General features: G+C 65.4%; 16 protein-coding genes and 1 pseudogene. 3 read left to right on the top strand and 14 right to left on the bottom strand.

The features are described from left to right. Positions 1–59: 59 nt before the first annotated feature. Together gltA and ACWPN3_RS15910 are read left to right on the top strand one after the other, a co-directional pair. Positions 60–1,373 carry a citrate synthase gene (gltA, locus tag ACWPN3_RS15915; protein ID WP_174469813.1) on the top strand — a complete coding sequence of 438 codons (1,314 nt, stop codon included), beginning with the start codon at positions 60–62 and terminating at the stop codon, positions 1,371–1,373. A 22-nt stretch (positions 1,374–1,395) separates the two neighbouring features. After that, a complete protein-coding gene (locus ACWPN3_RS15910; RefSeq protein ID WP_158285394.1) occupies positions 1,396–1,569 on the top strand; it encodes a hypothetical protein in 174 nt (57 codons plus the stop codon). Between the two features lie 9 nt (positions 1,570–1,578). Here ACWPN3_RS15910 and ACWPN3_RS15905 read toward each other — a convergent pair whose 3' ends face one another. Next, positions 1,579–1,977, bottom strand: a complete 399-nt coding sequence (locus tag ACWPN3_RS15905; RefSeq protein ID WP_492261572.1) for a rhodanese-like domain-containing protein — start codon at positions 1,975–1,977, stop codon at positions 1,579–1,581. 70 nt (positions 1,978–2,047) lie between these two features. On the opposite strand from ACWPN3_RS15905, the gene ftrA reads away from it, so the two are divergent. Then, positions 2,048–3,112, top strand: a complete 1,065-nt coding sequence (gene ftrA / locus ACWPN3_RS15900; RefSeq protein WP_492261571.1) for a transcriptional regulator FtrA — start codon at positions 2,048–2,050, stop codon at positions 3,110–3,112. 12 nt (positions 3,113–3,124) lie between these two features. On the opposite strand, the gene gloA is transcribed toward ftrA, so the two are convergent. The 13 genes and pseudogenes from gloA to pyrH form a co-directional block, all read right to left on the bottom strand. Next, positions 3,125–3,520 (bottom strand): lactoylglutathione lyase, encoded by a 396-nt coding sequence (gene gloA / locus ACWPN3_RS15895; protein WP_098739969.1) that lies wholly within the window; start codon positions 3,518–3,520, stop codon positions 3,125–3,127. Continuing rightward, positions 3,517–4,746, bottom strand: a complete 1,230-nt coding sequence (gene lpxB, locus ACWPN3_RS15890) for a lipid-A-disaccharide synthase (protein WP_492240454.1) — start codon at positions 4,744–4,746, stop codon at positions 3,517–3,519. Before lpxB ends, gloA begins: the two co-directional genes overlap by 4 nt. 11 nt (positions 4,747–4,757) lie before the next feature. Then, the gene (locus ACWPN3_RS15885; protein WP_109447350.1) at positions 4,758–5,615 is read right to left on the bottom strand and encodes an LpxI family protein; all 858 of its coding nucleotides are present in this window, start codon (positions 5,613–5,615) and stop codon (positions 4,758–4,760) included. A 12-nt stretch (positions 5,616–5,627) separates the two neighbouring features. Beyond that, positions 5,628–6,422 (bottom strand): acyl-ACP--UDP-N-acetylglucosamine O-acyltransferase, encoded by a 795-nt coding sequence (lpxA, locus tag ACWPN3_RS15880; RefSeq protein ID WP_492240453.1) that lies wholly within the window; start codon positions 6,420–6,422, stop codon positions 5,628–5,630. Then, positions 6,419–6,901 (bottom strand): 3-hydroxyacyl-ACP dehydratase FabZ, encoded by a 483-nt coding sequence (gene fabZ / locus ACWPN3_RS15875; protein WP_109447354.1) that lies wholly within the window; start codon positions 6,899–6,901, stop codon positions 6,419–6,421. Before fabZ ends, lpxA begins: the two co-directional genes overlap by 4 nt. Before the next feature lie 228 nt (positions 6,902–7,129). Then, positions 7,130–7,774, bottom strand: coding sequence for an OmpH/Skp family outer membrane protein (locus ACWPN3_RS15870; RefSeq protein ID WP_492261570.1), 645 nt, complete (start codon positions 7,772–7,774; stop codon positions 7,130–7,132). A 1-nt stretch (position 7,775) separates the two neighbouring features. After that, positions 7,776–10,115 carry an outer membrane protein assembly factor BamA gene (gene bamA, locus ACWPN3_RS15865; protein ID WP_492261569.1) on the bottom strand — a complete coding sequence of 780 codons (2,340 nt, stop codon included), beginning with the start codon at positions 10,113–10,115 and terminating at the stop codon, positions 7,776–7,778. A gap of 27 nt (positions 10,116–10,142) precedes the next feature. Then, positions 10,143–11,276: an RIP metalloprotease RseP gene (rseP, locus tag ACWPN3_RS15860; protein WP_492240451.1), complete on the bottom strand. Its 1,134-nt coding sequence runs from the start codon at positions 11,274–11,276 to the stop codon at positions 10,143–10,145. 36 nt (positions 11,277–11,312) lie between these two features. Next, positions 11,313–12,509 carry a 1-deoxy-D-xylulose-5-phosphate reductoisomerase gene (locus ACWPN3_RS15855; RefSeq protein WP_492261568.1) on the bottom strand — a complete coding sequence of 399 codons (1,197 nt, stop codon included), beginning with the start codon at positions 12,507–12,509 and terminating at the stop codon, positions 11,313–11,315. Continuing rightward, positions 12,500–13,393 (bottom strand): phosphatidate cytidylyltransferase, encoded by an 894-nt coding sequence (locus tag ACWPN3_RS15850; RefSeq protein WP_492240449.1) that lies wholly within the window; start codon positions 13,391–13,393, stop codon positions 12,500–12,502. Before ACWPN3_RS15850 ends, ACWPN3_RS15855 begins: the two co-directional genes overlap by 10 nt. After that, entirely contained in the window at positions 13,335–14,075 is a 741-nt protein-coding gene (locus ACWPN3_RS15845; RefSeq protein WP_109447365.1) for an isoprenyl transferase, read from the bottom strand. The genes ACWPN3_RS15850 and ACWPN3_RS15845 overlap by 59 nt, the downstream gene beginning before the upstream one ends. Positions 14,076–14,081: 6 nt before the next feature. Next, positions 14,082–14,604, bottom strand: a pseudogene (gene frr, locus ACWPN3_RS15840) (ribosome recycling factor). A gap of 40 nt (positions 14,605–14,644) precedes the next feature. Further along, entirely contained in the window at positions 14,645–15,400 is a 756-nt protein-coding gene (gene pyrH / locus ACWPN3_RS15835) for a UMP kinase (RefSeq protein ID WP_109447368.1), read from the bottom strand. Between the last annotated feature and the right edge of the window lie 56 nt (positions 15,401–15,456).

Here is a 15,456-nt window from a genome sequence, read left to right as displayed (position 1 = left end):
TGCTGCGCCGACGAAAAAAGGGCGCTAAGCCCGACCCTCAACGATAAGGACGTGCCGAGATGACCCAGACTGAGGACGGCAAGGACACCGTTACCCTCATCGACAATAAGACGGGCAAGCAGGTCACGATGCCGATCATGCACGGCAGCGTCGGGCCGAGCGTGATCGACATCCGCAAGCTCTACGCCGAGACCGGCTATTTCACCTACGATCCGGGCTTCACCTCCACGGGCAGCTGCGAATCGGGCATCACCTACATCGACGGCGACGAGGGTGTGCTGCTGCACCGCGGCTACGCCATCGATGAGCTGGCCGAGCATTCGACCTTCCCGGAAGTCTGCTTCCTCCTGCTCAACAACCACCTGCCGACCGCGGCCGAGCGCACGGAGTTCGAGAACATCCTGCGCCGCCACTCGATGGTGCACGAGCAGCTGACCAAGTTCTACAGCGGCTTCCGCCGTGATGCCCACCCGATGGCGATCATGTGCGGCGTCGTCGGCGCCCTGTCGGCCTTCTACCACGACTCGCTGGACATCAACGATCCGACCGCGCGCAAGATCGCCGCGCACCGCCTGATCGCCAAGATGCCGACGATCGCGGCGATGGCCTACAAGTACTCGACCGGCCAGCCCTTCATGTATCCGCGCAACGACCTGTCCTACGCGGAAAACTTCCTCTACATGACCTTCGGCACGCCCTGCGAGCCGTTCAAGGTCAACCCGATCCTGTCCAAGGCGATGGACAAGATCTTCATCCTGCACGCCGACCACGAGCAGAACGCCTCGACCTCCACCGTCCGTCTGGCGGGTTCGTCGGGCGCCAACCCGTTCGCCTGCATCGCCGCCGGCATCGCCTCGCTGTGGGGTCCGGCCCATGGCGGTGCGAACGAAGCCGTGCTGAAGATGCTGGAGGAGATCGGCTCGGTGGAGCGCATCCCCGAGTTCGTCCGCCGCGCCAAGGACAAGAACGACAACTTCCGCCTGATGGGCTTCGGCCACCGGGTCTACAAGAACTACGACCCGCGCGCCCAGGTCATGCGCCAGACCTGCCACGAGGTTCTCGGCGAGCTCGGCATCAAGGACGAGCCGCTGCTGGACATCGCGATGGAGCTGGAGAAGATCGCCCTGTCGGACGAGTACTTCATCGAGAAGAAGCTCTATCCGAACGTCGATTTCTACTCGGGCATCATCCTGAAGGCGATGGGCTTCCCAACCAGCATGTTCACCGTGCTGTTCGCGCTGGCCCGCACCGTCGGCTGGATCAGCCAGTGGAAGGAGATGATCGAGGACCCGGTGCAGAAGATCGGCCGTCCGCGTCAGCTCTACACCGGCGACGTGAAGCGGCCCTTCGTGCCGCTGGCCGAGCGTGGCTAACCGGCCCACAGCCCATATCGGAATGGGCGGCTCCAACGGAGCCGCCCAGGACCCGACTGCGTACATCGTTCCGGCCCGGCGGGTGCGTCTGCGCCCGCCGGCCAACGACAATCGGGCGCCGCTTGGCTGGCGCGTCCGCCGGTTGATCGTCTATCTGCTGATCCTGGCGCTGATCGCCGGGATCGTCTTCGTCTGAGGCAGTCCCTCAGCCGTCGCTTTCCAACGCGAAGCCTTCGTCGATCCAGCCGGTCACGCCGCCGATCATCAGTTTGACCGGCCGCCCGATCCGTGCCAGACGCAATGCCGCACGATCCGCCCCGTTGCAATGGGGGCCGGCGCAATACACCACGAACAGCGTCCCATCAGGCCACTCGGCCATCCGCCGCTCCGTGATCTTGCCATGTGGCAGGTTCAAGGCACCCGGCACATGGCCACGCGCGTAAGCTGCCGGCCCGCGGACATCGAGCAGGACGAAATCCGGCGCCCCGGACTTCGATGAGTCGTGAACATCCCAGCAATCGGTTTCCAGCGACAGGCGCCTGGCAAAGTGCGCCTCCGCCTGTTCGGAAGGAGCGGCGGGTATTTCGCTGACGAGACTGGCCATGCTATCCTCTTCGCAATTGCCCGATGAATGATGAGGATCCAATCTTCCCTGTGACGGCATCGGCTGGAAAGTGGCGCGGTTGCCAGCTATCGTGCAGTTCATGCCAAAAGCCATTTCCCCGCTGGCGGTCGCACTCGCCTATGACGGTCTGTGCACCTTCGAGTTCGGTGTCGCCGTCGAGGTGTTCGGCCTTCCCCGTCCGGAGTTGGGACCGGATTGGTATCGCTTCGCCGTTGCGGCACTCGACGACGGCCCGTTGCGTGCCATGGGAGGCATCCGCATCGAGGCGGATGGCGGTCTCGACCTGCTCGACCAAGCCGACATCATCGTCATTCCCGGATGGCGCGGCGCACTGGAGCCGGTTCCCGTTGCATTGACTGCCGCCCTTCGACAGGCCGACGCCAGGGGCGCCCGCATCCTGTCGATCTGCTCCGGGGCTTTCGTTCTCGCCGCATCCGGTCTGCTCAACGGCCGCCGGGCGACCACTCACTGGCGATATGCCGCAGCGCTTGCGGACCTCTATCCCGACATCCGGGTGGTGCCCGATGTGCTGTATGTGGACGAAGGCAACATTCTGACCTCGGCCGGCAGCGCGGCCGGCATCGACCTCTGCTTGCATCTTGTTCGTCGCGATTTCGGCCCGGAGGCTGCGAACAGCGTCGCCCGCCGCTTGGTGGTGCAGCCCCACCGCGAAGGCGGCCAAGCGCAGTTCATCGAAACGCCCGTGCCGATTGCCCGCGAGGGTGCGCGCCTGGCCCCCCTGCTCGACCATCTGCGGGAAACGCTGGCAGAGGACCATAGCTTGTCCAGCATGGCGTCGCGGGCGGGCATGAGCCTGCGGACCTTTCTGCGCCGCTTTCAGGCGATGACCGGCACCACCCCCGGCGACTGGCTGCTGACCGAACGTCTCGCCCGCGCCCGCGAGGTGCTGGAATGCAGCAGCCTGCCAGTGGAGGAGGTCGCGACCTTGACCGGCTTCGGTTCCGCCTCCACCCTGCGCCATCATTTCCGGCAAAGGCTGGGCCTCAGCCCGGCAAGTTACCGGACGCGATTCCGCCGGATTCCTGTCGATGAGCCGACCGCATCGAAAAAGGGCGCGGCCGTCACCGACCACGCCCTTTCCCGAAAGCGGTAATGTCGCGAACGGTCACTTCCGCTCGATCAGCTCGACCTTATAGCCGTCCGGATCCTCGATGAAGGCGATCACCGTGGTTCCGTGCTTCATCGGGCCGGGCGGACGCGGGATTTTCACGCCTTCGGCCGCCAGCTTCTCGCAGGTGCCGTAGATGTCCGGTACGCCCAGCGCGATGTGGCCATAGGCGGTGCCGATCTCGTACGGCTCCTTCTGATCCCAGTTGTGGGTCAGTTCTAAGACGGCGGTGTCGGACTCTTCGCCATAGCCGACGAAGGCGAGGGTGAAACGGCCGCCCTCAAAGTCGTTTCGGCGCAGCAATTTCATACCCAGCAGCCGGGTGTAGAAGTCCAGCGACTTCTCCAGATCCAACACGCGCAGCATCGTATGCAACAGACGGAATTCGCTCATGGTCTCTGTTCTCCCGTTCGGGGTTTGCCCTCTAGGGGCCTGATCGAGCGGTGCTCTGCGACAACGTCCAGAATGGCGCGCGCGGCCCGTTCGCTCGGCGGGATATCTCCCTGCCCCAGCCAGCGGGCAACCTCGGCGACGCCGTCGACCTGCACTTGGCGCGCCTTCGGATCGTCCAGCAGGCGCCCCACTTCGGCCGCCAGCTTATCGGGGCGGCAGTCCTGTTGCAGCAGTTCCGGAACCAGCATGCGGTCGAGCATCAGGTTGACGAGGTTCACATACTTGACCCGGATCAGCCGCCGATAGAGCGCGACCGTCACCGGGTTGAGGCGATAGGCGATGACCGTCGGCAGCCGGGCAAGCGCCAACTCCAACGCCACCGTCCCGGAAGCGGCAAGCGCCACCTCCGCCGCGGCGAAGGCGTCGTATTTCTCCGTGTCCCCCTCGACAAGAAGGGTTCGGACCGGCCAGTCAGCAATGGCGGCAGCAACACGGTCGCGCACCGTCGCCACAGTCGGCACCACCGCCACCAGATCGGGATGGGACGGGCGCAGCAGTTCCAACGTCGCTCGGAAATCCGGCAGCAAGCGCGACACCTCGCCCTTGCGGCTGCCTGGAAGCACGGCCACGACACGGTCGGTCGCGGCAATCCCATGGCGTTGCCGGAATCCCGGACCGTCTCCCCTGCCCGCCCGACCCTCGACAACCGAATGGCCGACGAAGGTGCAGGCAAGCCCCTCCTTCTCGAAATAGGGCGGCTCGAACGGAAGCACCGCAAGAAGGTGATCGTAGATGGCCGCATACTTCGCCGCGCGCTTGGGCTTCCATGCCCAGACCGTCGGAGCCACGTAATGGACCAACGGAATTGCCGGATCGGCCGCACGGACCTTCTTCGCAACGCGCACCGTGAATCCGGGCGAGTCGATACCGACCACCGCGTCGGGACGCATGCGCAGGATTTCAGCCACCGTCTGGTCGATGCGACGGATCAGGTTCGGCAAATGGGGCAGCAGTTCGAAAATGCCGAACAGTGTCAGCTCCGCCATCGGAAAGAGGCTGACCAGCCCTTCCGCCGTCATCCGCTCGCCGCCGATGCCGACGAAGCGCACCTTGCCGCCGGTCAGCCGCTTCGCCGCCGCCATCAACCGGGCGCCAAGCGCATCGCCGGACGGCTCGCCCGCAATCAGGAACAGCGTCGGTGCATCGCCAACAACATCGTCATCCATGTCACCGGCAGTCATTGCGGAATCTCGATGCCGACGACGAACAGGCCAAGACGGTCTGCCGCCTCGGCCACCGCGGCACGGTCGACCAGCAGGCTGCCGCCGGCTTCGACCGCGATGCCACGCAGCCCCGAGGCCGCAGCACGTTCCACGGTGGTGACACCCATGGTGGGCAGGTCGATGCGGCGGTCCTGCCGGGGCTTCTTCACCTTGACCAACACCCCGCCAAGGCCCGGCCGGATCACTCCGGCGCAGCGGCCAAGCATCGCATCGGTCCCCTCAATCGCCTCGACCGCGAGGACGATGCCTTGCTGAACCACCGCTCCCTGCCCCACGTCGAGCGCGCCAAGGGCACGGGCAACCTCGATCCCGCGGGCAATGTCGCGTTCCGCGTCGGCATCGGGCATCAGCCGGCCGACCGGTCCCGCAACGGTCAGCAGATCCTTCAGCAGTTCGTGCAAACCGACCACACGGAACCCGTCCTCTTCGACCTCGCGCACGACGGCGCGCAGCAGGCCGTCGTCGCCCAAAGCGCGTGTCCCGACGCGGGCGAGAAAGCGCGCGGTGCGCCAATCCGGCATCAGTTCGGTAAAGGACGGTCGCCTGACGGGACCGGCGAGCACGACCTCGCCGACACCTTCCTCGTGAAGGCGGCGCAGGATCGTGCCGGCAGCGCCGAAACGGCTCCAGAGATGCGGAAGCCCCGCGACCGTCTGCGGATCGGTATGACCGTCGAAGGCGATGATGAAGACTTCACGGCCCTGCCCACGCACCGCTTCGGCGATGCGGGCGGGCAGCGTGCCGCCGCCGGCGAGGATCGCCAGCTTGGGTCCAGCCGCCGGCGATCCTGTGCTTTGCGCGGTATCGGCCATCGGCCGGCTGCCTCAGCTCTCGCGCGGCTGGCAAAGAGACCGGGCTTCCTTGGCCCGGATGAAAGACAGAACATCCGAAATCAGCGCCCGCTCGCCAAAATCGCGCCCGACCCCGTCGACCCGCTCGGCGAAGGTGCCTTCCGGACCGAACAGCATGCGATAGGCTGCACGCAGGGCGTGGATGTCGTCCTTCTTGAAGCCGCGACGCTCCAGCCCCACAAGGTTCAGGCCGGCAAGCCGCGCCCGGTCGCCCATCACGAGACCGAAGGGAATCACGTCGTTCTCAACGCCCGACATGCCGCCGATCATGGCGTGGGAGCCGATGCGCACGAACTGGCGCACCGCCGACAACCCGCCGATGATGACATAGTCGCCCAGCGTCACATGGCCGCCCAGGGTGGCGTTGTTGGCCATGATGACATGATCGCCGACGACGCAGTCATGGGCCACATGCGAGCCCATCATGAACAGCCCGTCGTCCCCGACGCGGGTGATCATGCCGCCGCCCTCGGTGCCCGGGTTCATCGTCACATGCTCGCGAATCTGGTTGCGGGCACCGATGACAAGCTCCGACGGCTCGCCATGGAACTTCAGATCCTGCGGGCGATGGCCGATGGACGCAAAGGGGTAGATGACGGTGTCCGCACCGATGCTGGTGCGCCCAGCGACCGCCACATGCGAAACCAGCCGAACGCCATCGCCCAGCGTGACGTCGGGACCAACGACGCAGAAGGGGCCGACGCTGACCCCTTCCCCCAGCTTGGCCGCGGGATCGACGATGGCGGACGGATGGATGGTAACGGTCATTTTTCGTCCAGAATCATGGCGGAATAGACGGCTTCGGCGACGAGGACGCCGTTGACCTTGGCCTCGCCCTTGAACTTCCACACGTTGGCGCGCTGGCGCTGCTTGGTGACGTGGATGTGGATGGTGTCGCCGGGGGTGACGGGACGGCGGAAACGCGCCTCGTCGACGGTCATGAAATAGACCAGCTTGCCTTCGGCATCCGGACCCAGCGTGGCAACCACCAGAACGGCGGAGGTCTGGGCCATCGCCTCGATGATCAGCACGCCCGGCATCACGGGACGCGACGGGAAATGCCCCTGGAAGAAGGGTTCGTTGATCGTGACGTTTTTCACGCCGGTGGCGCCTTCGCCCAGCGTGACATCGATCACCCGGTCGATCATCAGGATCGGGTAGCGATGCGGAATCATCTTCATGATCCGCAGGATGTCGATGTCGTCGATCTTGTTGCTTTGTGCGCTGTTGTCCGCCGTCACGTCCATTGCCCGGCCGCCCGCCTTTCCACCAACCGATAGAGTTCAGTTTTCCCCGTTTCAGGGAATGGGCACCGCCGCCCCGATGGGGGCCACCGGCACCTTCTTGTTTGCTCCGCCTTCTTGCCCCATTTCCGCGGCGACCGCAACGCCGAACCCGGAAGAGCACCGAGACCGGAAACAGAACGGGGCCGCCGCCTTCCACCCGGGATGGCAGCGGCCCCGGTCAGAGTTGCATCACTGCTTCGGAACGTTCAGTGCAACCTGCGGCAGCTTCTTGTTCACCCGCTCCATCACCATGTCGGTAACGTCGAGTTGAGTGTCGACCAGAACGAACTGCTGGCGGGCCAGGACGAGATTGGCACCCCGCTCACGGGAAATGTCGGCGACCACTTCGACCATCGTCTTGTGAACGACGGCCATCGCCTCGTTCAGGCTGGTTTCCAGGGCGCGCTTGCGGGTCTGCACCGTCTTCTGGACGTCGGCGACCTGCTTTTCAAAGTCGCGGCGCTTGGTAGCGAGCGCTTCCGGCGAAAGAACGGTCTGCTGCTTGCGCAGTTCGTCCTCGTTCTTGCGGAGCTTGTCCTCCAGCGCGGAGATTTCCTTCTGGTAGGAGTCGCGCAGCGATTCGAAGGACTTGGTGATGCCCTTCGACGCGTTCGATTCCTGCATGATCTTCTGCACGTCGATCACGGCAATGACCGGAGCCTTCAGCTCCGCACCCGGCGCCGGCACATCGGTCTTGGGAGCTTCCGCCTTGGGAGCCTCGGCCTTGGGCGCCGACTGGGCCTGAACAGCACCTGCGGTAAGAACGAGACCGGCAGCCGTGACGACCGACAGAAGGGCGACGCGAAGCCGCGTCTTGGACAGCGTGGATTGCATCTTAGAACCTGGTTCCGAAGCTGAAGCGGACGAGCTCTTTCTTGTCGTAGCCTTCCTTGCGGATCGGCAGCGCAACGTCGAGCCGGATGGGGCCGAACGGCGACTTCCACGACACACCGGTGCCGATGGAAACGCGGATGCTCTCGTCATCCTTCACGTTCGGATCTTCGATGTCGACCTTGCCGAGGGTGCCGACGTCGGTGAAGGCATGCCCGAGCAGGCCGAATTCCTCCGGCAGGCCGAACGGGAAGCTCATCTCCACCGACGCACGGGCATAGCGCGTACCACCCAGCGCGTCGCCGGTCGAAACGTCGCGGGGGCCGATGCCGGCGGTGTTGAAGCCGCGCAGGGTATCGCCGCCGATGAAGAAGCGGTCGCCGAGATCCACCTTCTTGCCGAGACCGTGGATGTAGCCGATCTCACCGGTCGTGCTGAGCACCCACTGGTCATCGCCGAGCGGCAGATAGTATCCACCGGCCAGCTTGTTCCGCAGGAAGCGCACCGAGCCGCCGAGGCCGGCAATGTCGTTGGTCAGGCGGATGAAATAACCTTCCGTCGGCGTCAGCTTGCTGTTGCGGACGTCGTAGGTCAGCTCCTGGCCGATCAGCGAGGTCAGCCGTTCGCCGCGCTGCTCCTGGATGTACTTCGACGCGGTCGTCGGCACTTCCTCGATCAGCGTGTCCTGCAGCTGGTAGTAGACGCGCTGGCGCAGGCGCTCGGTCAGCGGATAGCCGAGGCGCAGGGCGAATCCGGTGTTCTTCTCGTTGAACGAGCTTTCATCCTGGTAGTTGTAGCGTGTCCGGAACACGTCGACGCCGGCCGACAGGTCGCGGTCCATGAAGTACGGCTCCGTGAAGGAGATATCGTACAGCTGGCGCCGGCCCGACAGGGTCGCACCCAGACGCAGATCCTGACCGCGGCCAAGCAGGTTGCGCTCGCGGATCGAGAAGTCACCCAGCGGACCGTCGGAGGTCGAGAAGCCGGCACCGATGGAGATTTCACCGGTGGATTGCTCTGCGACATCGACATTGACCACGGTGCGGTCGGGCGCGCTGCTCTCGGCGGTCGTGATGTTCACGCGCTCGAAGAAACCAAGATCCTTGATGCGCTGTTCCGAGCGCTTCAACTTCGAGGAGTTGAAGGGGTCGCCTTCGGACAGCAGCATCTCGCGACGGATCACCTTGTCGAGCGTGCGGACGTTGCCCGAGATGTCGATGCGGTCGACGAAGGTGCGCGGCCCTTCGTTGATCTCGTAGGTGATGTCGATCGTGTGGGTTTCGCGGTTGCGCGTGATCCGCGGCCGGACATCGACGAAAGCGTATTGCAGATCGCCGACAGCGTTCGTCAGCTTGGTGATGGTGTCTTCAACCTTCTGGGCGTTGTACCAATCGCCCTCGGTGGTGAGCACGCTGTTCTGCAGAACGGCCGGATCGAGCTGCTTCAGCGAGGTGTTGATGTCGACCTTGCCGAATTTGTAACGCTCACCTTCCTCGATGGTGAAGGTGATGAAAAAGTCCGACTTGTCCGGCGTCAACTCGGCGACCGCAGACACCACGCGGAAGTCGGCATAGCCTTCCTTCAGATAGAATCGGCGCAGCAGGTCGCGGTCGTAGCTCAACCGGTCGGGATCGTAATTGTCATCCGACGTCAGGAAGCGCCACCAGGCCGATTCCTTCGTCTGGACGTTCTCTCGCAGGGTGCCGTCCGAGAAATGTTCGTTGCCGATGAAGGTGATGCCGCGCACACCGGTGCGCACGCCCTCGTTGATCTCGAACACCAGATCAACGCGGTTCTGGTCGAGCTGGATGATCTTCGGCTCGACCGTCGCGCCGAAGCGGCCCTGGCGGCGATAGATGTCCTGGATGCGCTGGACGTCGGACTGGACACGGGTGCGCGTGTAGACGACGCGGGGACGCAGCTGGATTTCCTTATCCAGCGTCTCCTTGTCGATGCGCCGGTTCCCCTCGAACGCGATGCGATTGATGATCGGGTTTTCGGCGACCGTCACGACCAGTGCATCGCCCTCGCGCTTCAGCACGACGTCGGCGAACAGGCCGGTGTTGAACAGCGACTTCAACGACTGATCGATCCGGTCGGGATCGAACGGGTCGCCCGGCTGGATCGTCAGATAGGAGCGGACCGTGGAGGGCTCGATTCGCTGGGTGCCTTCGACCCGGATGTCGCGCACCGTACCGCCACTGAACACCTGGGCGACCATGGACCCCGTGGCACCCGTCGCCCGTCCGGGCGAGGATGCGGTTTGGGCGTGGGCGACAGACACCGTCGTCATGGCGCAGCCGGCCAGCAGGCCCGCCACCAGAACTTTGCTCGACACCGGCAAATCACGCTCCCTGGCAAGGGGCTGGCTTTAGGAAACCAGTCCCCGGAAGAAATCGACCACGCGCAACTGAACCAAGTCGTTCCACGTGGCGAAGACCATGAGCGTTAATACCAAGGCCAATCCAATTCGGAAACCGTATTCTTGCGCTCGCGCTCCCAACGGCCGGCCGAGCAGCTTTTCGATCCCGTAAAAAAGCAGGTGTCCGCCATCGAGCATCGGGACCGGGAACAGGTTGATCAGCCCCAGATTGACCGACAGGAAGGTCATGAACCAAACCAGCGGATACCAGCCGGACTGGGCCACCTCGCCCGACATCTGGGCGATGCGGAGCGGCCCGCCCAGCTCCTCCGTCCCGCGCGATCCCTGGACCATCTGGCCCAGCGCGGTGAAGGTGCCGGTGATCATGCCTGCGACTTCTCGTCCCGCCTGCCAGACGGCGGTCAGGGGATCGTGGCGCATCATACCGACGCTGCCGCGGCTGATCCCGAGCAGCCCGATCTGATGGGCGTTGCCGAGTTGGTCGGTGACGGTCTGCGAATCCGGCGTCGCGGTCAGGGTCATCACCCGGCCATCGCGCTTCAACTCGACCGCCAGCGGCTGGCCGGGACGGATCGAAACGATCTGGCGGATTTCCTCGAATCGCTGGACGCCGGTGCCGTCGACCGACAGGATCAGGTCGCCCGGCTGGATGCCGGCCCGCTCCGCGGCACTGCCTGGCTGGATGCCGCCGACGTCAGGCGGGGTGAAGGACTGGCCGGCCGTCATGAACAGCAGGGCCAGCACGACGATGGAAAAGACGAAATTGGCAATCGGACCGGCAGCGACGATGGCCGCGCGCTGCCCCACCCGCTTGTGGTGGAAGGAGACCGCACGCTCCTCCGCTGACATTGCGGTCAGATGCGCGCCCGGCGTGCTGGCCGGATCGGCGTCGCCGAACATCTTGACGTAGCCGCCGAGCGGCAGAGCGCTGAACTTCCAGCGCGTGCCGGCACGGTCGGTAAAGCCGAAGATCTCCGGCCCGAAGCCGATGGAGAAGGTCTCGATCCGCACGCCATTGCGCCGCGCGACCAGATAGTGACCAAGCTCGTGCACGAACACGAGCACGGTGAGGACCAGAAGGAAGGCCAACACCGAGGTCCAGAAACCGCCGATAACGTCCATTTCAACCCTTGCGCCTTCCAGCGCCTCGAACACGGATCATCGGCTGCCAACCGCCGTCGCACCGATGGCCGCAACACGGCCGGCGGCATCCCGCCTCGCATCCGCGTCGGCCTCCCGCACGGCGGCGAGATCGCGCAGCGGGCGGTGGGGCAACGCCGTCAACGTCTCCTCGACGATCCGTTCGATGTCGAGAAAGCCGATCCGGCGGTCGAGAAACGCCTGGACGGCCACCTCGTTGGCGGCACTGAGTATAGTAGGAGCGCCCCCACCGCTTTGCAAGGCAGCCCGGGCCAGCCGAAGTGCCGGGAATTGCACGGGATCCGGCGCCTCGAAGGTCAGCGTCGCGGCCTTGACCAGATCCAGCCGCTCCGCCGGGGTGGCAATGCGGGCGGGCCAGCCGAGGGCATAGGCGATGGGCGTGCGCATGTCGGGCGTGCCGAGCTGCGCCAGCACCGAGCCGTCGACATACTCCACCAGGGAGTGGATGACCGACTGCGGGTGGACCAGCACATCGATGCGCTCTTCGGGAATGCCGAACAGGAAATGGGCCTCGATCAGCTCCAGCCCCTTGTTCATCATCGTGGCGCTGTCGACCGAGATCTTGGCGCCCATGTCCCAGGTGGGATGGGCCACCGCCTGCTCGCGCGTCGCCGCCGCCATGAAGGCGCGGTCCTTGGCGCGGAAGGGACCGCCGGATGCGGTCAGGATCAGGCGGGAAACGCTGTCGGTGCGCTCGAAATCGAAGACCTGGTAGATCGCCGAGTGCTCGCTGTCGACCGGCAGAAGCGTAGCGCCGTGCGCCTTGACCTCCTCCATCATCAGGGCGCCGGCGCAGACCAGCACCTCCTTGTTGGCGAAGGCGACGATGGCGCCGCGCCGGATGGCGGCGAGCGTCGGCTCCAGACCGGCGGCGCCGACGATGGCGGCCATCACCCAGTCGGCCGGCCGTTCCGCCGCGGCGGCGACCGCTTCGGAGCCGGCGGCGACCTCGATGCCGGTACCGGATAGAAGCTGCTTCAACTCGGCATAGGCAGCAGGATCGGCGACCACGGCCATGCGGGCATTCAACTGCCGCGCCTGCTGCGCCAGAAGGGTGACGTTGCGGTTGGCGGTCAGCGCCTCAACCGGGAAGCGCTCCGGGTCGCGGGAGACGAGGTCGACGGTTTGCGTGCCGACCGAGCCGGTCGACCCGAGAATCGTCACGCTGCGCGGCGCATCCGCTTTCACCACCATGACAGAACCGATCCAACGGCCGCGTGGAACAAGGCCAGCACCGGGGCAGCGGCCAGAAGCCCGTCGATGCGGTCGAGGATGCCGCCATGCCCGGGAATGAGCTGGCCGCTGTCCTTCACATTGTAGCGCCGCTTGACCGCCGATTCGAACAGGTCGCCGGCCTGCCCGACCACGGCGGTGGCCGCGCCGACCGCCAGAGCGATGTCGGGACGTGCCGCCCCGAAGGCGAGCGCCACCAGCCAGCCGAACAGGGCGGACGCAGCCATGCCGCCGATCAGGCCGGCCCAGGTCTTCTTGGGGCTGATGCGCGGCGCCAGCTTCGGGCCGCCGATGCTGCGCCCGGCGGCGTAGGCGCCGATATCGGTAGCCCAGATGGCAATGAGGACGAAGAGGAACAGGGAGAGCCCGCTGTCGGGCAGATCGCGCAGCCACATCAGGCCGGCCATCCCGACTGCGACATACAGCACACCGAAGCCGAGCAGGCCGCGGTCGGAGCCGCCGCCGACGATGGCGGTCAAAACCGCGAAGGCAGCCGCCGCTCCCAACCCGGCAGCCGGACCGGCGACGATCTGCACCATCAGCGCAACCAGGATTCCGATGCTCGCCATCAGGCGTGCGGGAAGCCGGCGGGAACTGGGAACGATGCTGGTCCATTCGGAAACGGCAATCACCGATCCGAAGGCGATCAGGGCATGGAATACCCAGCCGCCGGCCCAGACGGCGCCAAGAACAACCGGCGCCATGACCAGCGCCGACAGGACACGGACCTTGAGGTCGCCTGTCTTGGATGGCTTGACCGGAGCCGCGGCGGCGGGCGCCGCGCTGTCAGCGGGACCCGGCGGTGGTGGCGCCGAAGCGGCGTTCCCGTCGGTGGAACTCTTCAATCGCCGCCTCCAGATCGCGCTTGGTGAAATCGGGCCAGAGCGTATCGACGAAGACCAACTCGGCATAGGCCGCCTGCCAGAGCAGGAAATTGCTGATCCGTTTCTCGCCGCTGGTGCGGATGATCAGGTCGGGGTCGGGAATGTCGGACGTGTAGAGCCGGGCCGACAGCGCGTCCTCGTCGATGGACTCCGGCGAGAGGCGGCCGGCAGCGACCTCTTCCGCAAGCCGGCGCGCCGCATGGACGATCTCCAGGCGCGAACCATAGCTGAGAGCCACGACGAGGGTCATGGTCCGGTTGTCGCGGGTCAATGCCTCGGCATTGTCGATCAGCCGGTTGATGTCCTCGGACAGGCGGGTCCGGTCGCCGATCACCCGCAGGCGGACACCGCCGCGGTGCAGTTCGGCAACCTCGCTGCGCAGATAGAAGCGCAGCAGGCCCATCAGGTCGCTGATCTCCTCTTCCGGCCTGCGCCAGTTCTCCGAGGAGAAGCTGAAGATGGTCAGAGTGCCGATGCCAAGTTCGCGCGCCGCTTCCACGGTGCGGCGGACGGCGTCCACGCCCTTCTTGTGCCCGGCGGTGCGCGGCAAGCCGCGCGCCTTGGCCCAGCGCCCATTGCCATCCATGATGATGGCGACGTGCCCAGGAGCCGTGTTGGACCGGTTGTCGTCCGCGTCGCGCATTCCGGATCAGACCTGCATGATTTCCTTTTCTTTTTGCGCAAGCGAATCGTCGACCAGCTTGATGTGCTGGTCGGTCAGAACCTGCACCTTGTCCGATTGGACCTTGTGCTCGTCCTGGGTGATCTCGCTCGCCTTCTCCGCCTTCTTCAGGCCGTCCATGCCGTCGCGACGGATGTTGCGGATGGCGACCCGGCACTGCTCGGCATACTTGTGGGCGACCTTCGCCAGTTCGGCGCGGCGCTCCTGCGTCAGATCCGGCAGCGGCACGCGGATAACCTGGCCTTCGGCCTGCGGGTTCAGGCCCAGTCCACTGTCGCGGATGGCCTTCTCGACCGCCTTGGTCATGCCGCGGTCCCAGACCTGGACCGAGATCAGGCGAGGCTCCGGAACGGAGACCGTCGCGACCTCGCGCAGGTGCATGCGGCTGCCATAGGCCTCCACCATCACCGGTTCCAGCAGGTTGGAAGAGGCGCGGCCGGTACGGAGGCCGCCCAGTTCCTTGCGAAACGAGTTCAAGCGCGCCTTCCATGCGGCGCTTCAGATCCGATAGGTCGGGCGCAGCCACGGGCCTACTCCCTTTCTTCCGTTATGATGGTGTGCTTGCCACGGCCCTGCATCACTTCGGCGAAGGCGCCGGGCGTGTGGATCGAGAAGACCAGAATGGGAATGTGGTTCTCGCGCGACAGCGCGATCGCCGAAGCGTCCATCACCTGGAGTTCCTTGGTCAGGACATCCATGTAGGTGAGGCGTTCGTAATGCTCGGCCGTCGGATCCTTCTTCGGATCGGCGGTATAGACGCCATCGACCTGCGTCCCCTTCAGCAGACCGTCACAACCCATTTCCGAGGCGCGCAGCGCCGCAGCGGTGTCGGTGGTGAAGAAGGGATTGCCGGTGCCGGCGGCGAAGATCACCACCCGGCCTTTTTCCATGTGGCGGACGGCGCGGCGCCGGATGTAGGGCTCGCAGACCGTCGACATGGGGATGGCCGACTGCACCCGCGTGCTGACGCCCATCCGCTCGAGCGCGCTCTGCATCGAGAGCGCGTTCATCACGGTGGCGAGCATGCCGATATAGTCGGCCGAGGCACGCTCCATGCCGCTCGCCGCACCCTTCACACCCCGGAAGATGTTCCCCCCGCCGATGACCAGACAGACCTGGACGCCGAGCCCGATCACCGCCTTCACCTCGTTGGCGATGCGGTTGACCATCTCCGGGTCCAGGCCATAGTCGCGCTGACCCATCAGCGCTTCGCCCGACACCTTGAGGAGAACGCGCTTGTAGCGGGCGCTCCCGGCCGGCGTGGTGGTCCCGGTGGTATCGACCATGGGGGGAACGCTCCCTTGCTGTTTCAGAATACGGCTTGCGGATCTAAGCGTTCGAC

This window comes from Azospirillum sp. UENF 111221 (genome assembly GCF_058780625.1).
Note: the sequence above shows the minus strand (reverse complement) of the source record. Positions and strands in the feature narration are given on the sequence as shown.